The 18567-nt window shown below is 56.1% G+C and carries 23 protein-coding genes; 11 read left to right on the top strand and 12 right to left on the bottom strand.

Annotated features, from left to right (window positions below; translation table 11 throughout):
* Window positions 1-33 precede the first annotated feature (33 nt).
* Window positions 34-960, top strand: coding sequence for a cation diffusion facilitator family transporter (locus tag D5400_RS09760; RefSeq protein ID WP_126009837.1), 927 nt, complete (start codon window positions 34-36; stop codon window positions 958-960).
* 3 nt (window positions 961-963) lie between these two features.
* Here the strand turns inward: D5400_RS09760 and D5400_RS09755 are convergent, their stop codons facing one another.
* The 5 genes from D5400_RS09755 to D5400_RS09735 all read right to left on the bottom strand — a co-directional run bounded on the left by D5400_RS09755 (window position 964) and on the right by D5400_RS09735 (window position 4513).
* The gene (locus D5400_RS09755) at window positions 964-1578 is read right to left on the bottom strand and encodes a transglutaminase-like cysteine peptidase (protein WP_126009836.1); all 615 of its coding nucleotides are present in this window, start codon (window positions 1576-1578) and stop codon (window positions 964-966) included.
* Between the two features lie 116 nt (window positions 1579-1694).
* On the bottom strand, window positions 1695-2414 hold the full coding sequence (locus D5400_RS09750; RefSeq protein ID WP_164527847.1) for a CopD family protein: 720 nt from the start codon (window positions 2412-2414) through the stop codon (window positions 1695-1697).
* Window positions 2415-2598: 184 nt separating this feature from the next.
* The gene (locus D5400_RS09745; protein WP_164527846.1) at window positions 2599-2895 is read right to left on the bottom strand and encodes a copper resistance CopC family protein; all 297 of its coding nucleotides are present in this window, start codon (window positions 2893-2895) and stop codon (window positions 2599-2601) included.
* Window positions 2896-3015: 120 nt separating this feature from the next.
* The gene (locus tag D5400_RS09740; protein ID WP_126009833.1) at window positions 3016-3891 is read right to left on the bottom strand and encodes a peptidylprolyl isomerase; all 876 of its coding nucleotides are present in this window, start codon (window positions 3889-3891) and stop codon (window positions 3016-3018) included.
* Window positions 3866-4513 carry a DsbA family protein gene (locus D5400_RS09735; protein ID WP_126009832.1) on the bottom strand — a complete coding sequence of 216 codons (648 nt, stop codon included), beginning with the start codon at window positions 4511-4513 and terminating at the stop codon, window positions 3866-3868. The genes D5400_RS09740 and D5400_RS09735 overlap by 26 nt, the downstream gene beginning before the upstream one ends.
* Before the next feature lie 215 nt (window positions 4514-4728).
* Here D5400_RS09735 and D5400_RS09730 point away from each other — a divergent pair, with 215 nt between their 5' ends.
* Both D5400_RS09730 and D5400_RS09725 read left to right on the top strand, forming a co-directional pair.
* On the top strand, window positions 4729-5472 hold the full coding sequence (locus D5400_RS09730) for a heparan-alpha-glucosaminide N-acetyltransferase (RefSeq protein ID WP_126009831.1): 744 nt from the start codon (window positions 4729-4731) through the stop codon (window positions 5470-5472).
* A 197-nt stretch (window positions 5473-5669) separates the two neighbouring features.
* Window positions 5670-6641: a cell wall hydrolase gene (locus D5400_RS09725; protein WP_126009830.1), complete on the top strand. Its 972-nt coding sequence runs from the start codon at window positions 5670-5672 to the stop codon at window positions 6639-6641.
* Window positions 6642-6836: 195 nt separating this feature from the next.
* Here D5400_RS09725 and D5400_RS09720 read toward each other — a convergent pair whose 3' ends face one another.
* Window positions 6837-7370 carry a L,D-transpeptidase gene (locus D5400_RS09720; RefSeq protein WP_126009829.1) on the bottom strand — a complete coding sequence of 178 codons (534 nt, stop codon included), beginning with the start codon at window positions 7368-7370 and terminating at the stop codon, window positions 6837-6839.
* A gap of 67 nt (window positions 7371-7437) precedes the next feature.
* Between D5400_RS09720 and D5400_RS09715 the strand changes: the two genes are divergently transcribed.
* A complete protein-coding gene (locus D5400_RS09715) occupies window positions 7438-7722 on the top strand; it encodes a hypothetical protein (protein WP_126009828.1) in 285 nt (94 codons plus the stop codon).
* A 595-nt stretch (window positions 7723-8317) separates the two neighbouring features.
* Here the strand turns inward: D5400_RS09715 and D5400_RS09710 are convergent.
* On the bottom strand, window positions 8318-9322 hold the full coding sequence (locus tag D5400_RS09710) for a L,D-transpeptidase family protein (protein WP_205665550.1): 1005 nt from the start codon (window positions 9320-9322) through the stop codon (window positions 8318-8320).
* Window positions 9323-9465: 143 nt separating this feature from the next.
* Between D5400_RS09710 and lspA the strand changes: the two genes are divergently transcribed.
* Entirely contained in the window at window positions 9466-9978 is a 513-nt protein-coding gene (gene lspA / locus D5400_RS09705; protein WP_126009827.1) for a signal peptidase II, read from the top strand.
* A 202-nt stretch (window positions 9979-10180) separates the two neighbouring features.
* Here the strand turns inward: lspA and D5400_RS09700 are convergent, their stop codons facing one another.
* The gene (locus tag D5400_RS09700) at window positions 10181-10825 is read right to left on the bottom strand and encodes a transglutaminase-like cysteine peptidase (RefSeq protein WP_164527845.1); all 645 of its coding nucleotides are present in this window, start codon (window positions 10823-10825) and stop codon (window positions 10181-10183) included.
* 213 nt (window positions 10826-11038) lie between these two features.
* Here D5400_RS09700 and D5400_RS09695 point away from each other — a divergent pair, with 213 nt between their 5' ends.
* The gene (locus D5400_RS09695) at window positions 11039-12055 is read left to right on the top strand and encodes an SCO family protein (protein WP_126009826.1); all 1017 of its coding nucleotides are present in this window, start codon (window positions 11039-11041) and stop codon (window positions 12053-12055) included.
* 6 nt (window positions 12056-12061) lie between these two features.
* Here the strand turns inward: D5400_RS09695 and D5400_RS09690 are convergent, their stop codons facing one another.
* The 3 genes from D5400_RS09690 to D5400_RS09680 are packed head-to-tail and all read right to left on the bottom strand — an operon-like array spanning window position 12062 to window position 13676.
* The gene (locus D5400_RS09690; protein ID WP_126009825.1) at window positions 12062-12523 is read right to left on the bottom strand and encodes a DUF411 domain-containing protein; all 462 of its coding nucleotides are present in this window, start codon (window positions 12521-12523) and stop codon (window positions 12062-12064) included.
* A complete protein-coding gene (locus D5400_RS09685; RefSeq protein WP_126009824.1) occupies window positions 12520-13149 on the bottom strand; it encodes an SCO family protein in 630 nt (209 codons plus the stop codon). Before D5400_RS09685 ends, D5400_RS09690 begins: the two co-directional genes overlap by 4 nt.
* On the bottom strand, window positions 13146-13676 hold the full coding sequence (locus tag D5400_RS09680; protein ID WP_126009823.1) for a copper chaperone PCu(A)C: 531 nt from the start codon (window positions 13674-13676) through the stop codon (window positions 13146-13148). The genes D5400_RS09685 and D5400_RS09680 overlap by 4 nt, the downstream gene beginning before the upstream one ends.
* Window positions 13677-13811: 135 nt before the next feature.
* Between D5400_RS09680 and D5400_RS09675 the strand changes: the two genes are divergently transcribed.
* On the top strand, window positions 13812-14225 hold the full coding sequence (locus tag D5400_RS09675; RefSeq protein WP_126009822.1) for a MerR family transcriptional regulator: 414 nt from the start codon (window positions 13812-13814) through the stop codon (window positions 14223-14225).
* Here the strand turns inward: D5400_RS09675 and mntR are convergent.
* Window positions 14219-14668, bottom strand: a complete 450-nt coding sequence (gene mntR, locus D5400_RS09670; protein WP_126009821.1) for a manganese-binding transcriptional regulator MntR — start codon at window positions 14666-14668, stop codon at window positions 14219-14221. The two genes, D5400_RS09675 and mntR, sit on opposite strands and share 7 nt — an antisense overlap.
* Before the next feature lie 135 nt (window positions 14669-14803).
* Between mntR and D5400_RS09665 the strand changes: the two genes are divergently transcribed.
* From D5400_RS09665 to D5400_RS21120, 4 genes are all read left to right on the top strand, one after another.
* The gene (locus tag D5400_RS09665; RefSeq protein ID WP_164527844.1) at window positions 14804-15940 is read left to right on the top strand and encodes a multicopper oxidase domain-containing protein; all 1137 of its coding nucleotides are present in this window, start codon (window positions 14804-14806) and stop codon (window positions 15938-15940) included.
* The gene (locus tag D5400_RS09660) at window positions 15937-17136 is read left to right on the top strand and encodes a ZIP family metal transporter (protein ID WP_126009820.1); all 1200 of its coding nucleotides are present in this window, start codon (window positions 15937-15939) and stop codon (window positions 17134-17136) included. The genes D5400_RS09665 and D5400_RS09660 overlap by 4 nt, the downstream gene beginning before the upstream one ends.
* Before the next feature lie 4 nt (window positions 17137-17140).
* Window positions 17141-17428: a hypothetical protein gene (locus tag D5400_RS09655; RefSeq protein ID WP_126009819.1), complete on the top strand. Its 288-nt coding sequence runs from the start codon at window positions 17141-17143 to the stop codon at window positions 17426-17428.
* A 226-nt stretch (window positions 17429-17654) separates the two neighbouring features.
* Window positions 17655-17825: a hypothetical protein gene (locus D5400_RS21120; protein WP_164527843.1), complete on the top strand. Its 171-nt coding sequence runs from the start codon at window positions 17655-17657 to the stop codon at window positions 17823-17825.
* Window positions 17826-18567 lie beyond the last annotated feature (742 nt).

The following is an 18567-nucleotide window of genomic DNA, read 5'->3' as shown; positions in this document are numbered from 1 at the left end:
GCAACCAATCGGACTGAGTGAAGGAACAAACGGATGTCAGGACATCATCACAACCATGGGGATGTTGAAGCGGGAGATCGGCGGGTCCTGTGGGCTATTGTCGTCAATCTTGTCCTGACCATTGCCCAGATCGTCGGCGGCATTGTCTCTGGCAGTCTGTCACTCATCGCCGATGCGATCCACAATCTCAGCGATGCGATGGCACTGGTAATCGCGTTCGGTGCGCGTCGGATCGCCCGACGACCAGCGGATCGGACCATGACTTGGGGATACGGGCGTGCTGAGGCGGTCGCAGCCCTAATCAACTACACGACGCTGATCGTAATCGGAATCTACCTAGTTTATGAGGGTGTACTTCGACTGATCGAGCCCCAACCGGTCGGTGGATGGATCGTAGTCATCGTCGCCGGAATCGCCCTCGTCGTTGACACCGTTACCGCGCTCCTCACCTACGCGCTGTCGAAAAACAGCATGAACATTCGAGCTGCCTTCCTCCACAACGTCGCGGACGCGCTCGGATCGATCGGCGTCATAATTGCCGGAACGTTGATCATTCTCTTTGACTGGCGGATCATAGATCCCATCGTGACGCTGATGATCGCAGCCTACATCCTTTGGCAGTCTTTCAGGGAGATCGGCGGCTCAATAAGGCTGCTGATGATGGGAGCGCCTGAAAACCTCGACTTGGACGAACTATTGGCAGCGATGAAATCGGTTGAAGGCGTGAGAGACATCCACCACGTCCATGTCTGGGCGGTTACGGAAGCGGCAAACGCGCTGGAGGCACATGTCGTGACCACTGGCCGCCCCGATGAAGAAGTGCGGAATGAAATTAGGATGAAGCTGTCGGAACGTTTCGACGTTGCCCATGCAAGCCTGCAGTTTGAGTCAGCCGATGCTGCCTGCACAGACGCGCCTACGATCGGTCACGGCGAGCATCAAGCCCGCGACCAAGCGTGACCTTCAGTGGACTGACCCGACCATGGGCGCTTCGCCGTCGCGGATCGAGACCCATTCTCCCGTGTCCCATGCCGATTGGCGTTTGATGTAGCGGTAGCCGGTATGGTCCCAAGGCAGGACATTCGGACTTAGGTTATCGAGTACGTAGTCGCCGATTCGGGTGCGAACGGTGAGCACCGCATGCCCAGCTCCGCTCGACTGGCGTACGACGGTTATCAAGAGGTTGGCCAAAGGAATGCCGCTCTGAGCTAGGATGCGACGCTTTTCGAGAACATAATCCTCGCAGTCCCCGACCCTTTCGGGATAGGTCCAAACTTCCTCTTCGCCAAAGATATCGATGTCTTCCATCGGCTTCACCGCGGCATTCACCGCGGCATTGACCTTCAAGAGCCGGTCGAGGAGATCGTCCGTCATTGCTTCAGGCGGCGTGAAGGGCGATTTGACGGTGCACTCCTCCGGATAGCGCTTGCAGAAGTTAAAGTGGCCGATCGGTTGGGAGGTGCGCCCGAATGTTGCCATCGACGTCGAGCCCGCAGTCGCCATACCGCTCATCGAGCAGACGAACGCGGCTTTCAAAATCACGGTCGCCGCGATCCGTCCCCACTTACCCGTCGCCATACCGTCCTCATCACCGTTTGCTGCAGCTCTTAATCAGAAGTTAACGGATCAGTTGGCGAAGGGTCAATTGTAACGATGCAACAGTCTTGGGCAGAGGGGCGTTTGTCCTCGTTGGGTTAGACGTTAGGATCCATGGGTCCCAGCACCGCGACAGCCAACAAGACGCCGGCGCCTGCGATCTGTTCCAACACGATTGCGGCTGACAGTTTCCGCAACGCTGGGCCGCCTGTGGAAGAACTCAGCCTAGGCAATAGCAAGAACCTGTTGATCAGCGCCAGCCCGACTATCAAGGCGAACAAGGCGATCTTCAGCAGAAGGATTTGACTATAATCGTTACGAGAGCTTGGGATGTCGCCGAGGATAAGCCATGTCATCGCGGCGCCGGTCGCGGCGAGAAGAAGCACGATGAGGATCCCCATCCGGGAGAACTGCTCCAAGAGATCTGCTACGACCCGTCGCGGAATCCTTCCCGTTGAGCCTGCAGCCAACACACGCATCAGTGCGACGAGACCACCAATCCATGCAGCCGCAGAGACGGCATGGACTGCATGCAACGATGGCCCGACGAGCCCATTTCCCGCGCCGTGGCCGCTGCCACCCTCAGCGAGAAGCATGATAAGCGCCGCGCTGGCGACCAATTGCGGTCGCCCGGTGATTGCGAAAAATAGGAGCAAGGTGGCTAGGCTCAGCCGCACGAGCCAGAAGGGTCCAAGCCGGCTGGAAAAGAGAAGCGCGTAGACCGTGCCCGGCAGGTTATCTGTTCCGCCCAACGATGTGGCGAAGATCAACAACCAAATGACAGCTGGGCCAACGACACGAAGGCGAGCATGACGCATCGAGAGCGCGGCATATCGAGCTGACGCGCCGTCGACTGATCTGAAGATGCATAGAGCTGGAAGAGTATGGCTCCGAACACGATCGTGACGCTGCCGAGGTACAAGAACCGCACCAAGACAAGATTCGCCGCTGGCTCCATGTCTAGGGTGCGACTTCAAACGTGAAGCTTCCCTCAACCCTGTGTCAGTCAATGGAAAGCAGATGCCAATTGACCCGGTAAATTCCTTCGCCAAGCGTTTCGGAAATGCTCGTGTCCATCTTCTTGCCCGCGATGATGAGCCCATCTACTTGGATGGTATCGCCGTTATCATCGATCAGTGACATGCCCGAAAAGGCGGGGTCCAATTCCTCGCTGAAGATCAGGCTTATCTTTTCTGGGGACTTCTCGACGACGGCTTCAGGTTTCGGAACTGCCTGGAGAAGCTCCGTATGGGCACGCGACGGAACCGCTTGCAACGAAGCTGCAACCAAGGCAATCACCAACAGCGTCCTGCTTAGCAGGATAATCCTTTCGATCCCTCCGCCGAAAATTTCGCCAGCCTTTACAGCCAGCCTTTACAGCCAAGCATTTTTTTGGAGAACGGGTTAACAGGGCCTATTCTAGTGTTGATGTCCATCATCCGCGGATTCATCGTCGACATCAGGAACGAGCTTCTCGACCGATGTTTTGGCTGCTAGTTCTTCCGTGAGCGCTTGCATGGCTGCGGCATGGAGGCCTTGCCGAATTTGTGGGGCAACGGCCGCCATATCTGGAGCTGGTCGGTCCCGACGTTCCTCCAGGAATACGATGTGGAAGCCAAAGGCGCTCTGAACGGGCTCAGAGGTGTATTCTCCGGACTCAAGCAAGGTGGCCGCATCACCGATTTCCTTGAGAATGGCATCCTGAGCCACAAAACCCAAATCGCCGCCTTCTTGCTTGGTCGCCTCATCGAGCGAAACATCGCGCGCCACCTCGGCGAAACTTTCGCCATCGTCAAGCCGTGCGATCACAGTTTCCGCTGCATCCTTGTCCGCCACTAAGATATGCCTCGGCCGGATTTCTGCCACATCTGGCATCTGTGCAATCAGTCGGTCGTACTCGCGCTGGACCGCATCGTCTGAAAGGGTTTCCGCAAGACGCCGCTCTAGATACAGCGATCGAAGTGTCTGTTTAGCAAGAAACTCAGCGCGCTCCTTGAACACAGAATCCTCGCGCAGGCCATCTTCTTCAGCAGCCTGGATTATAAGTTCGAGGTCGATAAGGTTATCAACCAGCAAGGACCGGCGAGCCTCGTCAGACATATCGGCCGTTTGGCTCGCGAAAAGCGCTTCCGCGGCAGCGAGGTCGCTTTCTGTGATCTCAGTCTCGCCGACCCTTGCCACCACGCCTTCTTGTGCCAATGCCAGACCGGAGTGAAAGACGGCGACAGAAAACAGGGCGATGGCGATCACCCGTCGTACGAAGGGAGCTTTACTGAGCATTGTCTTCCCCTTCATTTGCGCCTTCTTCCAAAAGTGGGTCTATAATCTCGCTGAATTGTTCGATGGACATCGACCCCGGGTACATTTCGCCATTGACGAAAAAAGTGGGCGTGGACGTCACGCCCATCGCCGAGCCTTTCAAGGCCACCGCGTTCACGTTGTCCAACAGTTCCTGGTCTGCAAGACAGGCTTCCACGTCCTCGCCGGTCATTCCGGCCATACCCATGACCTGCTTGAGGCCTGTTGCAGCATCCGGTACCTGCGTCCAACTTTCCGCGGAACGGTAAAGAAGATCGACAGTTGGATACCATTTGTCTTCACCAGCACAGCGCGCCAGCATGAACCCTGCTGTGGCTCGCGGATCAAGCGGGAATTCTCGTACAATAAACCGGACCTTGCCTGTCTCGACGTATTTCTTCCTCAACTCAGGCCAAGTCGTCAGGTGAAAATTGCGGCAATGGCCGCACGTCAACGACGCGTATTCTATAATGGTGACGGGTGCGTCTTCCTCACCAAACGCCTTTTCTGGCAACGGTCCCGGGGCGAATAGTTGTTCGCCGACGTCCTGAGCGATGGCGGGTAGAGAGCCGGCCAGGAAAATTGCCGGCCCAGCCAAGATGAAATTTCTGCGTAACATGTAGCCTCCGATCGGACTGCGGTCGCGCAGTCTTACGACCTAAAGCAGCTAGAGGTTCAAGCAGTTTGCAACGCGCCCTTCGTCGCTCATCGTTTTCCGATGACGCATCAGAGCGATACTGTTGAGCCCGCATCGGACTGGTCATATTCCTAAGCCACTCTTGTCTCTCTAGTCGCTTGAGGGTTTATGTTCGACCCAGACCAGGACCTTTAAGCATGGAAAAGACAATAGACGCCGGAAGACGTTCGGATCGCCTACCCAGGTTAGCTGCAGTCGATGCGGCACGGGGGACGGCGATTGCAGGCGTCGTGGTCTACCACTTCATCTGGGATCTCGCATTTCTTCGTTTGACGGGGCCAGGACTGGCCTCACATCCCCTCTGGATCGCATTTGGAAGGACGCTGGCCGGGTCCTTCCTTTTCCTCGCAGGGTTGAGTCTGGTGCTGGCGAACGGAAAGAGACTTTCGCTGGAACAATATTCCAAGCGGATGCTAAAAATCGTTGTAGCAGCGCTCGCCATCACAGCCGTGACATGGCTCGCATTCCCTGAGTCATTTGTTTATTTCGGCATCCTGCATGCTATCGGCTTCGGCAGCGCGGTGGGTGTCGCATTCCTACAAGCACCAGCCGCGTTAACCGCAGCGGCCGGCGTTGCCTTCATAACCATTCCCCGTTTTTTCAGTTCGGCTCTCTTTGATCCCCGTTGGCTTGCTTGGATCGGCTTTTCAGAGAATACGCCGCTTTCCAATGACTTCGTGCCAGTGTTTCCCTGGTTCGGTGTGTTCCTGTTCGGTATGGCTGCCGCACAGGCGGTCGATCGAGAGTGGCTTGCGAGAAGGTTGGGCACTCTACCCCGAAGCCTTGTTGTTGTCAGTCTGAGCTGGTTGGGCCGCCGTAGTTTGGCGATCTACCTTGTTCATCAGCCCGTGCTTCTTGCGGTTCTCTACCCGCTATCCTGAAGGCGGGCTGTAGGGAGCACTCTGCTTCTCGCGGCAAATCACGACCGTGACGGTGGCACAAGTTCAACCAAGTTGTGCCGGTCAACGCGAGATGGTGAAACTACTAAGCCCAAACTGAGACCAAGCAGAGCTTTGATTTAACCGGGCATTAAGGTTAACAGCGCACCTTTGTTGGGTCGATTCGTGAGGGTAAAGGTATGGGGCAAGCCGGCCGAGGGAGAGGCCTCAAGCGCAGCATTTCTGCCAGAGGTCTTCTCGCTACAGTGCTAATTGCCATCGTGATGGTGATCGCCGTACCGACGGCTACCACAAAGACGCCGTCGCGGCCGACAGCTCCAGATGCGCTTTCTCTTGAGAGCTTGCCAAATGATCCGCATGACAGAGCAGGCGGATTCAACGTAATCCTTGAGGAGAAGCAAGGAAGGGCCACTGCGGCCGCTAAAGAAGAATATTCGGCAGCCGAAGTCGAATTGACGCGAAGTTTGCGGCTGCGTTTGCGCCCGGCCACCGGTGCGGACCAATTCACTGCATCGCTGCCAATCCTTCACCGCTCCAAAGTGGATCGACTAGCTGGCGTGCCGCCCGCGCTGACCGGTCTAGTGACTAATGATGGTGCGGATATTCTAGCGACTGCCTACGCTCCAACCGACGCCTTTCATGCCGACGCATCACCATTTGATGCCTTGCTAATGGGTGACCAGTCAGGCCGCTTTATCCCTCCGCTAGCGACAGGAGATCATGATTGGTTGAAGCTTCCTTTGCCGGCTACCTCATTTTCATCGGAAGAACAAAAATGTCTTTCCACCGCGATTTATTTCGAAGCTCGCGGAGAAAGTCTTCAAGGGCAAGCTGCCGTCGCCCAAGTGATCTTGAATAGGGTGCGCAATCCTGCGTATCCCGACGGAATATGCGGCGTGGTTTATCAGAATGCCACTTTGTACAACCGATGTCAGTTTTCATTCGCCTGCGATGGAGCGCCAGAGCGCATTGTGGATCGACGCGCTTATGATGTAGCCCGCGAAATTGCTATGGCTGTGACTGGCGGAAAAATCTTCCTGCAAGACATAGGCTCATCGACCCATTATTTCGCCACCTATGTTCGTCCTGACTGGGCCGACGCTATGGAAGAGATGACACAAATTGGTTCGCACATCTTTTACCGGACCTAAGACGGGGGGTGGGGTTAGGTCAGTTTCCGTGGTCGGATCAAATAAAGAAGTCCGACCACTTTCTGTGCAGTTCCAGAACGCGGGTATTCGAAAGTTCATTTGAATTACCGATCAGCAGGGCAAGCGCTTGGTGTATTATTCTTCGTGCAACGTCGACCTTGCTAAGCGCCGTTTGAACCTACTCGAATGTCTGCCCTACCGTACGATTATTGGGCTGCCGTTTGTGACGCGGTCATAGAGGTTGATCACGTCATGATTGAGAAGCCGAACGCATCCGCTTGATACGGCTTTTCCGATGCTCCACTCCTCCATTGTTCCGTGGAGACGGTAGAGTGTGTCTTGGCCATCTTGAAAAATGTACAAAGCTCGTGCTCCAAGGGCATTGTCGAGGCCTGGCGACATGCCTCCATTGGCTGCACTGTATTTCGCGAGCTCAGGTTGGCGCTCAATCATTTCAGCTGGGGGCGTCCATGTTGGCCACTTCTGTTTCCACTGAATGACCCCTTTCCCCGACCAACCAAATCCGGCACGCCCCAGGCCCACGCCGTAACGCATGGCTTTGTTGTCTGACAGGACGAGATAGAGGTAGTATCTATTGGTGTCGACGACGATGGTGCCAGCACGTTCTCCAGTCGGATTGTCAACGACCTGCCGATAGAACCGCGGAGGAATTTTCGAGATATCGACGGCCGGCACCGGAAAGCGCTCGTTCGGAAGGTAACCGTACATGTCCTTAATGTGAGGCGGAACAGGCGTCTCAGTGCGGACCTTTGGTGCGGGAGAGGGAGCAGTACTCGTGCAAGCACTCAGCATCAGTGCACCGATTGACAATGCGGTGTTTGAAATTGCGGACCGGCGCGTTAGGCGCGATTCAAAGATGTTTTTTACGCTCAAAACAAACTTTCCTTTTGAAGTTGATCTACGCCTCGTGGAATCGTCCGAGACTTTAAATCTAGTGATTCAGCTGATGACGCCCGGCGGGGTTCCGGGTGGCCGCATCATCAAAATGGACCATAAAGATGCTGAGATTAAAATACCTTTAGACGGCAAGGCGTCCCAACAAGGGTGCGGGTTGGTGTGAGGAAGGGCAATTGTGACCCGAGGTTTTCGCGCAATTACATTTGACTGTCAGCGCTTGCGTTACCTCTTCTGGTGAGGTTTGCCGCCGTGCAACGGGCCACGTCCGTGCAAATTCAAGCAGATATCGCGGGGAGCAGATTGTTGACTGCTTCTTTACGAGCGGTTGCAACGACCATCGCACCAAACAAATATCGATATAAGGAATGGAGCTGTGACAATAAGCCACCGGCCGAATATGCTTTCCATCGTGTTGTGATCCACGAACAAGCAAAAGCCCCAAAAAATTGCGGCTAATGCCGCGCTTGAAACGACACCGACACCAACAGACTTCGCTAACATTCGAGTCATTTTGCGCCCACGCTCTGGTCGATGGTTCGGCTACGATATACTCCCCGTGTCGTAATACGCTTCACAATTTGGAGAGACCCGTTTGGGTCCCAGGCCGCCGAAGAGATCACAGGCTCGGGCGCAGCGAATTAGGCCCTTCGACACTGGATGTCGGATATATTTTGCGATTGACCGACGCGGCATTCATCATAGTGGGGCTGCTGTACGCCTGTTGGAGTCGATCTCTCCTGAAGCCGGCAGGGGTTTCATCAGGGTCGTTCCCGAATGCGATGCGGATCGGCAAGTGCCGCTTCCGGCCGACTGACCGGCACTTCCGTCCTCGAAGACAATTTCGAAAGACGGTCGACTCCTCGCTTCTCCAGCAGCGAACGGAACGTCTCGTGCATGCCGCCGTCCGAATAGGCATGGATCGGTGTAAGATTCCCGCCGCTGATCGCCATTTGATAAGCACTTTCTTCTGCGGCCTGCCGCGACGCTACAAGGGGATCTTCGCGCTGCTCTCCAGCGGGACATGCCGCCAACGGGTCCAGCGGTGCACTGGTTGGAAACATCGTGTCGAACACATAGCGTCGCCCACATGCTGAAACCTGCGGCTGCCTGCGTGTAGCTTCAAAGATGTCGTAGCCTTCTTTCAGATTTTGCCAGAATGACGTGTTTGGGTCTCCGCGATGCCGAGCCATATTTCGGGCGGTCATTCGGAACGGGAAAGATTGGACCTGGACACTTTGCTGCCCGCCGCGGATTGCGTCCCTGACGACCGCATAGATTTCTCCGACCCCCTCGTCCGTCATGGCAAAGCAACCTGACGAGGAACAGGCGCCGTGAACCATGAGCGAATCACCCGTATAACCGAGGGCGGCTTCGAGCCGGTTAGGATAGCCGAGGTTGAACGACAGATGATATTGCGACTGCGGATTGAGCATGCTTGCCGTGACATGATAAAAGCCTTCCGGCGCTTGACGATCACCCGACGTGGTCTTCGGACCGAGTTTTCCGGACCACCTGCACATTGGGTAAGTTTTCAAGAGCGCAAAACGCCCCGTTCGGTCACGTTTCCAGACCTCCAATTCGCTCTCTTCCTTGAAAATTCGAACAAGCACCGGGTCTGAAACCGTCATGCCGTTGCTCGACATTTGGTTTACGAGCTTCATTGGAATGGGGGCGTTTCCCCTGTCCTCAAACTCTTCCATGACGGAGACGCAGCCGGAGAGAAGAAAGCCAAAAGCCAGAACGGCCAGAATTCGGAGCGCCATGAACAACACCAGTTGAGAGTCAGGAAACAACTTCCAAGCAGGCACTATCCATCGAGACCCATTAAGGCAAATTTAACGATGAGGCGCTTGTAGCTCTAGCTGCTAGAGGTGCCATACCCACTCCTCGTTGATAGGAGAACGGGATGAGCATATCCGTGAAATTTCGCCGCGCATGCGTTTTGGCAATTGTCGCGCTAGGCGTATTCGTTTTCGACCAGGCTGCAAAAGCGGTTGTCGTTGAGTTTATAATGCAGCCTCCGCGCAAAATTGAGCTCACCGACTTCTTCAATCTTGTTTTGAGCTTTAACCCGGGCATTAGTTTTGGAATGTTATCTGGACTTCTTCGAGACAATGCGGTCGCGCTGGGGACGGTTCAGGCAATTGTTGCACTGACAATCATGATCTTCGCACTCTACTCGCATCGTCGTATCGACGCTTTGGCGTTGTCCATGTTGGCAGGTGGTGCTGCAAGCAACTCAGCAGACCGTCTACATCGGGGCGCGGTCGTGGATTTTATCGACATTCATATCGCGGGTATGCATTGGCCAGCCTTTAATTTCGCCGATGTTGCTGTCGTAGCAGGAGTTATGGTCTTCGCCGCATCGGGGATGTTTGGTTCACGCCCTAGCAACAAAACACAGGTGAACGGTTCCTAATATGCAGAATTCATCGGATGACAACAGGGAGCAAGCGATAAGCGCTGCCTCTTTGGCAGCGCCTCGACGCAGGCGAAATGTCTTGCTCCTGCTCGTGCTTCTCGCGTTCGTCGTTTTCGTCTACTTCGCAAGTTTTTCGCATGTCGGTGAGGAAACGGGTCCGCCCGGCACTTTGACCCGAGGGCAACCGTAAGAAACACTGCTATCGAGGCCTTGCTGTGCTTCGGTCACTTGGTTCCATGCTCGCGGCAACCACCGGGTCGACAAGGCTGATCCACACGTTCGGATCACTCCCAGACTGCCATTTTAGGTACTGAATTTCGGCCTGGTCCCAAGACTTTATCTCCTGCTCAACATTATCCAACACGAAATCGCCGAGGTTCGTGACGACGGTCAGTACTGCGTGTCCGCCGCCGTCCGCGTCGAGTCCAACCGTGATACGCAACGAGCCGAGCGGAAAGCCTTGGTCCGCAAGAATCTTTCGCTTGATAAGAACGTAATCCTCGCAGTCGCCGGCCGTCTTCGGATACTCCCAACGTTCCTCGACCCCGAAAATCTCATCGTCGGTTTTCGGGGTAACTGTGCTATTGGCGATCCAATTGGCCTTCAGCATCGCCTGCCAACGTTCCTCCGTCAGCTCGATCATGTCGTTCCCTGCAGGTCGCTCACACTGCGACCGATATCTCTGGCAGTACTCATAATAGCCGATCGGCATCGAGGTCGGACCGAATTCCTGCATATTTCGGGCGCTTGCGAGTTGCGAGGGGTTGAGATGAAGGGCGTCCGCGAGCGCGGTGCTCGAAAGAGAAATCAGAGCGAACGCGGCGAGAATGAATAATTTCAACATTGACGGCTCCCGGTTTTTGTTTTCCGGAACGCTATCAAGGGCAACTGAATCCCTCGCGAAAACAGACGTTTGCATTCGAATTGTCGGCGAAAGAATTCGTCAACCTACATGAGCGTCGCGACCTAGGTCGGGATTATATATTAGACGTTCGTCAATTCTCGGAATGCGGTCGAGAGCTTAACCTCTTTGGACTTGGGTCCGGGAGAATCGGTCATGAAGGCGCTGTGTGTCGTTCGATTGCTTCTGGCTTTCGCGGCGGTCTGCGTGCCGTATCTCGCTGCCGCCAGTCCGAAGCGTGGGGTTGAATACTTCACGAACCTGGAGGTCGTGACCCAAGACGGAGAGACGGTGCGGTTCTACGACGATCTGATCAAGGACAAGGTCGTCGTCGTAAGTTTCATCTTCACGAGTTGCACCGATATGTGTCCCATCAATACTGCGCGAATGACTCAAGTTGCGGATGTCCTGGGCGACGCGCTCGGAAAGAACGTCTTCTTCGTATCGATATCGGTGGATCCCGAGAACGACACGCCCGAGAAGATGAGAGCGTTTGCCGATGCATTCTATAATGGCCCTGGTTGGACCTTTGTGACCGGCTCACCGGAAAACCTGAAAACGATCAGCTATCAATTGGGAAATCGGGAGGAGAAACGCTCCGATCACATCAACGAGATCATTCTCGGCAACGATCGGACCGGTGAGTGGGCCCGCAATACACCGTTCAACGAGCCGGAGCGTCTGGCGACCATTATCCAGGAGATGGATCCCGAGTGGCGGATGGAGACTGTTATTCCTCCAGACCAATTCCTCACCCTCGACGACCTTCGGAGGTACCAAGTGTCGGCCGATCCCGGGCAAGTCCTATTCCGCAAGCTGTGCTCGGGTTGCCATACGGTTGGCGTTGGTGATCGCGTGGGGCCGGACCTTCTGGGCATATCTGAGCGTCGAGACGAAGAATGGATCAAGCGCTACATTCGCGATCCCGCCGCCGTCCGCCAATCCAATGATCTTGCGGCGATCGAACTCGGTCTGCGTTACGGCGGGGTGCGAATGCCCAATCTCGGACTTTCCGAGAACGATGCTACCGACTTGATAACCTACTTGAATGGACAGGCTGACAATATAGCGAGGGCACGCGCGGAAGCCGTCGCGCAACAGGATCACCATGCTCCCGTCCAACCGGGTAACCAAAATGATACATCAGACGCGGCGGGTCAGCCGCATCACTAGAACGTTTCAACGTCTCTCGTCGTAGGAGGCAAAAACCGCTGTAGAACCGTCTTCGCGCACGAGTTCAACGTCGAAAGCGTCACGCCGACTACCGTATTCCATTCCAGGTGATCCGATGGGCATTCCAGCAACGGCAAGTCCAATTGCCCGCTCACCGCTGACCAGCAACCGCCTGATGTCCTCAGGCGGAACGTGTCCCTCGATCACGTAGCCGTCCACCAGTCCCGTGTGGCAGCTCACAAGGTCGGCTGGCATGCCCAATTCCTGTTTCATGATAATGAGGTCGGCGGCCTGCATGTCTTGGGCTTCGACACTGAAGCCGGCCTTCTCCAGTCGGGCGATCCAAGCAACACAACACGCGCAGGTTTGCGTCTTGAACACTTCGATCTTCCGTACTTCATCAGAAGCTTCGGCCGTTACAGCCGTCAAAAGCAGGCAGAGCGCAGACAAGCTGACCGAAGGCTTCATGATCTTTCCTCACCGTTTAAGAGATTTCTAAGCTTGGCGAGCGCAGTCTCACGATCCTCATGGAGGTCAATGGTCCCACTGAGTCGACCCGACTGATCAAAAAGGAGGACACCTGCTGTATGGTCCATCGTGTAGCCACCTTCTTTAAGCGGAACCTTGTCATAGTGGACCTTGTAGTTCTCGGCGAACGACTCAAGCTGGTTTGCCGTTGGCACAAGCCCCACGATGCGATCGTCGAAGCTTGAGATGTAACGGCTGACGACTTCTGGTGTGTCACGATCCGGGTCGACAGTCACCAGGAAGCCGCGTATGCCATCTTCGTCAGCGCCAAGCTCCTTGAGCCATCCGGACATCTCGGCAAGCGTGGTCGGGCAGATGTCGGGACAATTGATAAAGCCCATAAACATCATCCAAACCTTCCCGGCATAGGTTTCCTCGGTAACCTCGCGGCCGGAAGAGTCCGTCATGGTGAACGCTCCTCCGATCCCGGATGTCGTTGCTGCAGTGTTTAAGCTGTCGCCTGCGCGCCGCTCCAACTCCCAGTTGGCAGCATATCCGGCGACCAGAACCACGGTCGCAAACACGACCATTCCCCACATGAGTTTACGGAAACCGGCCAGCGTCATCGCATCGCCGCGTCGTCTTCGCCATGGTGATGATCCGCCGGTCTTTGCCCAAAGGCCAGAACTTCTGCGTTCACGGCAAGCGTCGACCCGTCGGCGAATCCGACTTCAAGATTGAGATACTTTCCGGGGACCACTTCGCTCACCGGTTGCATGAGCATCAAATGGAACCCACCGGGCTTCATGACGAATTCCGTGCTCTGCGGAATCCGGACCGGATCGCCCACCGGCCTCATCCGGACGATACCGTCTTCCGTTTCGGTTCGGTGCAGCGACACATCGCCGAAAGATGGGGTCGCTACGGACGTTATGGCAACCTCTTCGTCGGTATCGTTGAACACCGTCAGATATCCAGCCGCCATTCCAGCGGGCGAAGGAGAAAGGACAATTTCCGCGTGTTCGATCCACACGGTGCCGGTTCCTTCCGTAATGTGATCAGCTTTCTCTTGTGCCGAAATCGACACCGGTGCCATGCAGGCAATCGTGAAAAAAATCCACAGTCTGGTCCCGATCAGATGATTTTTTGACATCACAGTATCCCAAGTTTTTGCACTCCGTAGCACCTCTAGCGGGTAGAGGTTCAAGGTCTGCGACTTCACGATCAATTGTTCGTATTGGGTTTGGGGCCCATACTATCGATGTTTCAATAGAGCAAAGGTTTGCGCATGTTTTCGATCGGCGATTTGTCACGGCGCACAGGCGTGAAGGTTCCCACCATCCGGTACTATGAGCAGATGGGTTTGCTCGATCTTCCGGACCGATCGGAGGGGAACCAGCGGCGCTATGGCCGCGAAGGTCTTGAGCGACTTTCCTTCATCCGTCATGCGAGAGACTTGGGCTTCAACATCGAGGCAATACGCGAGCTCATTGAGTTAAGCTGTGATCCTGAGAAGCCCTGCAGAGATGCTGATCGCATCGTCGCGGAGCAACTGAATGCCGTACGACAAAAGATCGCCCGCCTCTCTAAGCTCGAACGTGAGCTGGACCGAATGGCAAACCATTGCGAAGCCGACTGCATCAGAGATTGCTATGTGCTTCATTCGCTCGGAGACCATGGGTTGTGTAATGCTGATCACTGATCCCGCGCTGCCACGAACTTTCTGAACGCGCTCAGGGTCTCATCCGAAACGTGGTGTTCGATGCCTTCGGCGTCGATCCTTGCAATGTCCTCGCCTATTCCCAGGGCCCGCAGGAAGCTCTCCACGACCTGGTGTCGCTCCCGCACTCGTAGGGCCAAGGCGTTTCCTTCCTCAGTCAGGAAAATACCCCGATAGGGCCGCTGCACGATCAGACCATCCGCGGCGAGGCGTTTCAGCATCTTGGCTACTGTCGGCTGAGCCACGCCCAACCGCCTGGCGATATCGATCTGCCGGGCCTCACCTGCGTCCGCGATTAGATCCGCGACGAGTTCGACGTAGTCTTCGATGATCTCAGTCCGACGGTTGTTACGCGTCTGGCGAAAACTCGCGACGTGGACTTCCGGCTCCACGAGCGGTTCCGCAGATTTTGCCTTTCGCGCCATATCGCTCTCCGAGAATAGGTTTAGCCTGAGCTATAAATCATCCCAGAAGCGAGGGCCAGTTCGCTAATAACATAGCAATTGCTATATCAGTGCGCCTATGCTCATATGTGACGCTCATGCTATGAAAGGAATGTCATGCTGCGCTCGTGGTTCAGGTTCGATCCAGGAAGGCGTCGGTTCTTTAGCCTCGTGGCCGCTGCGGTGGGCGGCGCGGCATGGGCAGCGGGCAATGCATCCGGTCAGACATCGCACGGCGACCACGCGCAACAGGAAACACCGCCAACCAACGCCGCGTCGGCGATCATGGGTGACCACCAGATCGCTCATGGTGGAATGATCACCGTCGGGGAAGTGGACAACGCCCGAAACGGCTTCGATCCGGATGCACTTTTGACCGACTGGGACGGCGGAATTGTCGAGATCCTGCCAGATGGCATGACGCTACGAACGTTCGAAGTCGAAGTTGAAGACAAGGAGATTGAGATCGCGCCAGGCGTCTTCTTCCCCGCTTGGACGTATAACGGCCGCGTGCCAGGGCCTTCGCTGCGAGCCAAAGAGGGCGAACGACTTCGAATTATTTTCCGAAATTTCGGCTCTCATCAGCACTCGATGCATTTCCACGGCATCCACGCGGCTCGGATGGATGGTGTCCCTGGAGCTGGCATGGTCGAGCCAGGCGGCGAGTTCGTTTATGAGTTCGACGCCAAACCTTTCGGCTGCCACCTGTACCACTGCCACGCTTTCCCGCTCACCCGGCACATGCACAAGGGCATGTATGGAGCCTTCATCATCGACCCTGATCCCGCTCTCCATCCGGAACACGAGGAGGTGGCTCGTTCGCGGCTGCTAGGTACGCCGGAGAACGCGAAATGGCAGGAAATGATGATGGTGATGAACGGCTTCGACACCAATTTCGACGGCGAGAACGAGTTCTATGCCGCCAACACCATTGCCCATTGCTACGCAAAAAAGCCGATCCGCGTATCGCGAAACATGCCGGTCCGCATCTACCTCATCAACGTGACGGAATTCGACCCGATCAACTCGTTCCACCTGCATGCGAACTTCTTCGACTATTTTGATCAGGGAACGACGCTGACGCCGACGTTGAAGACGGTCGACCTCATTATGCAGTGCCAAGCCCAGCGCGGCATTCTGGAGTTCCATTTTCGCGACCACGAACCGGGCCTCTATATGTTCCACGCTCATCAATCCGAGCTCGCGGAACTCGGGTGGATGGGCATGTTTGACGTTGTGGAGGACGTCACATGAACGGAACCGAAAATGTTGCTAAAGCGCCCCCCTCCAGCCAAGGCAATGGAGGCCGGTGGCTCTGGCTTCTGCCGCCTTTCCTGCTTCTTGCCGCCATCGTGGGATGGCTGTTTGCCACCGACCAGTTTGCTAATCTTTCCCGGGGCGCGCCGCCGATCGAAAATCTCACTATTGAGCGTTCCGTCCTTGAGGACGGCAGGATGAGCTTCCTTGTGCGTGCCGGTGGATCGGAGGCGATGGCCATCGCGCAGGTGCAGGTCGACGCCGCCTATTGGCAGTTTGTGCAAGACCCGATGGGGACGCTCGAAAGGGGCCAGACAGCGTGGATATCAATTCCCTATCCATGGGTGCTCGGCGAAAGCCATACGGTCAAATTCGTGACCAACACCGGAGCGACTTTCGAAGCAGTCATCGCTGCTGCTGTTCCGACTCCAACGGCGACTGCCGGCCAGTTGAGGTCTCAGACGCTTATCGGGGCCGTCGTCGGCATCCTTCCCGTCACAGTCGGTTTGATGTTCTATCCGGCGCTGCGCAATGTTGGCCGTCAGGGAATGACCTTTCTGCTGGCTTTGACAGTCGGATTGTTGGCTTTTCTTTTCGTTGACACGCTTGAGGCTGCGTTCGAACTCGCAGGGGCTGCGGCAGCCTTGTTCCAGGGACCTGTCCTAGTCTTGTCGGCCGCTGCCGCTGGCTTTCTCTGCTTGACTGCAATCGGTCGAAGATCGGGGACACCGCAAGGAGCAGCGCTCGCCTTCTACATTGCCCTTGGGATCGGACTGCACAATTTTGGTGAGGGCTTGGCGATTGGAGCGGCATTTGCCACTGGGCTCGCGGGGTTAGGCACGTTTCTCGTCGTTGGCTTTGCTGTTCACAATATAACTGAAGGCATCGGTATCGCTGCGCCGATCCTAAAGGTCCGGCCGCCTCTGCGTACCTTCGTGGCACTGGCTCTCATTGCTGGCGGGCCCGCCGTGCTGGGCATCTGGATCGGAAGCATGGCTTTCTCGCCCCAATGGGCCGCGCTGTTTTTGGGTATCGGTGCCGGCGCGATCTTGCAAGTCATACTGGAAGTGTCTCTATACCTTGTTAGGTCAAGCCTATCCGGGGCGTCGGTGCTGATTTCGCCCGTGTCACTGAGTGGTTTCTTTTCCGGAATGATCTTTATGTACGTGACCGCAGCGGCGGTGAAGATCTAAGACCGTGATGGTCGGGCATTTTCGTTCAGCGATGTCTATTGCGCTCTTGCCCGCACGTTTCGGCATCGCCGCAATGTGTAGAGCGGTCGAGAGCGCGGGCAGGTTACGACTGCCGGGGATGACGCTGGCCGGGGACAAAAGCCGGAGGAAAGGCCCGATGATTTCATCCAACGCAATCTTCCAATCGATGGTCGAGCCGTCGGTGTTTTTGTATTTTGATGATATGACCCCGATCGCCGGTGAAATGTTCGATCGGCAACTAGGCTGGTTCAATGCATTGGAGGGCCTATGAAAGTAAATTCGTTGCGATAAGTTGTGCGCGCGAGCGAATACGATGCACGTTTATTGTGGCCCTTGAGCGCTGAAGGCGTATTGCCAGGAGCTCGATGATGAGGGGCCTTCGACGCCGTATCGGTTCGAAGGGGTTATCTCGACAGTATCGATCGCGACCATGAAAGCATGCGGCTTTTGGCAGTGATGGACAGCTACCAGATGGCCGCGACACGGGAAAATGCAATTTGAAAACGGCAGTGGTGTCCGATCCGAGGGCCGGCGGAAACCCTTTGGCATGCGGGATCCCGAAGCGAAAAGACAATGTTCCGGCGCAGGCGACCGAGGTGCTGCTGGGTGAACAGATCGCCCGATTTCATTTGATCGGCGCGTGTGAAGCCGAAATGAGGGCAGGCTGACTTGGGCACGTCGCATCGCGACCGCGCTCTATGCGCAAGCGCACGGAGCCAGCCGCTCGTTCCGTCTCCGCCCATCCGGGTTACGATCGCTCGTCCAGCCGCCACCTTTGGACGGCCGAATCAACGTCCGCATCGACTGGACTTATCGTTCACACCGGCGCCCCAATTTCCATATAGGGCAGAGCCGGAAACGGCAGTCATGCGCTGACGGGTTGCTAACCCTTCCCATTGCGTAGTGCAGGGGAGTTGCCTTCGGGCAACTCCCCTTTTTGTATGAGGGCCGCGGTGCGCGGCCCCTTCGTTCAATTGGCGGGGAGAAAGAGCCCTGCCCTCTATCCCCCACAAGCACAAAATCCGGTCTCCCCGTCCTTCCTCGCCCTGCTCGAGCGTGATGCGCTCGAGACGGCCGTACGGGATCGTCGCGGACCCATGCCTTTTGGGAGGCCGAAGCCGTAGCCTGAATTGGTCACCGGCCTGGCAAACTTCCCGAAAGCGCGCAACGAAAAGCGGCAGGCGACAGCCTACAAACGGCGGCAGGAAATCAGGGACCACGAAGCCAATGCCCCGTAAAGCCATGCGTGCGCGCGGCCTACGCTTCGGAGCCGAGGGCGGAAGCGTTCGAGGTTAGGTAAAATGCCGATATCGCGCGGCTGCAACTGATCTTTCCAGGCAAACCCGATGCCGACAGCCGCGCCTGCTCAAATCGAATGGGTTCCGCGGGGCTCCCCGCGAAACCGCACGG

This window comes from Georhizobium profundi (assembly GCF_003952725.1).
Classification (GTDB): domain Bacteria; phylum Pseudomonadota; class Alphaproteobacteria; order Rhizobiales; family Rhizobiaceae; genus Georhizobium; species Georhizobium profundi.
Note: the sequence above shows the minus strand (reverse complement) of the source record. Positions and strands in the feature narration are given on the sequence as shown.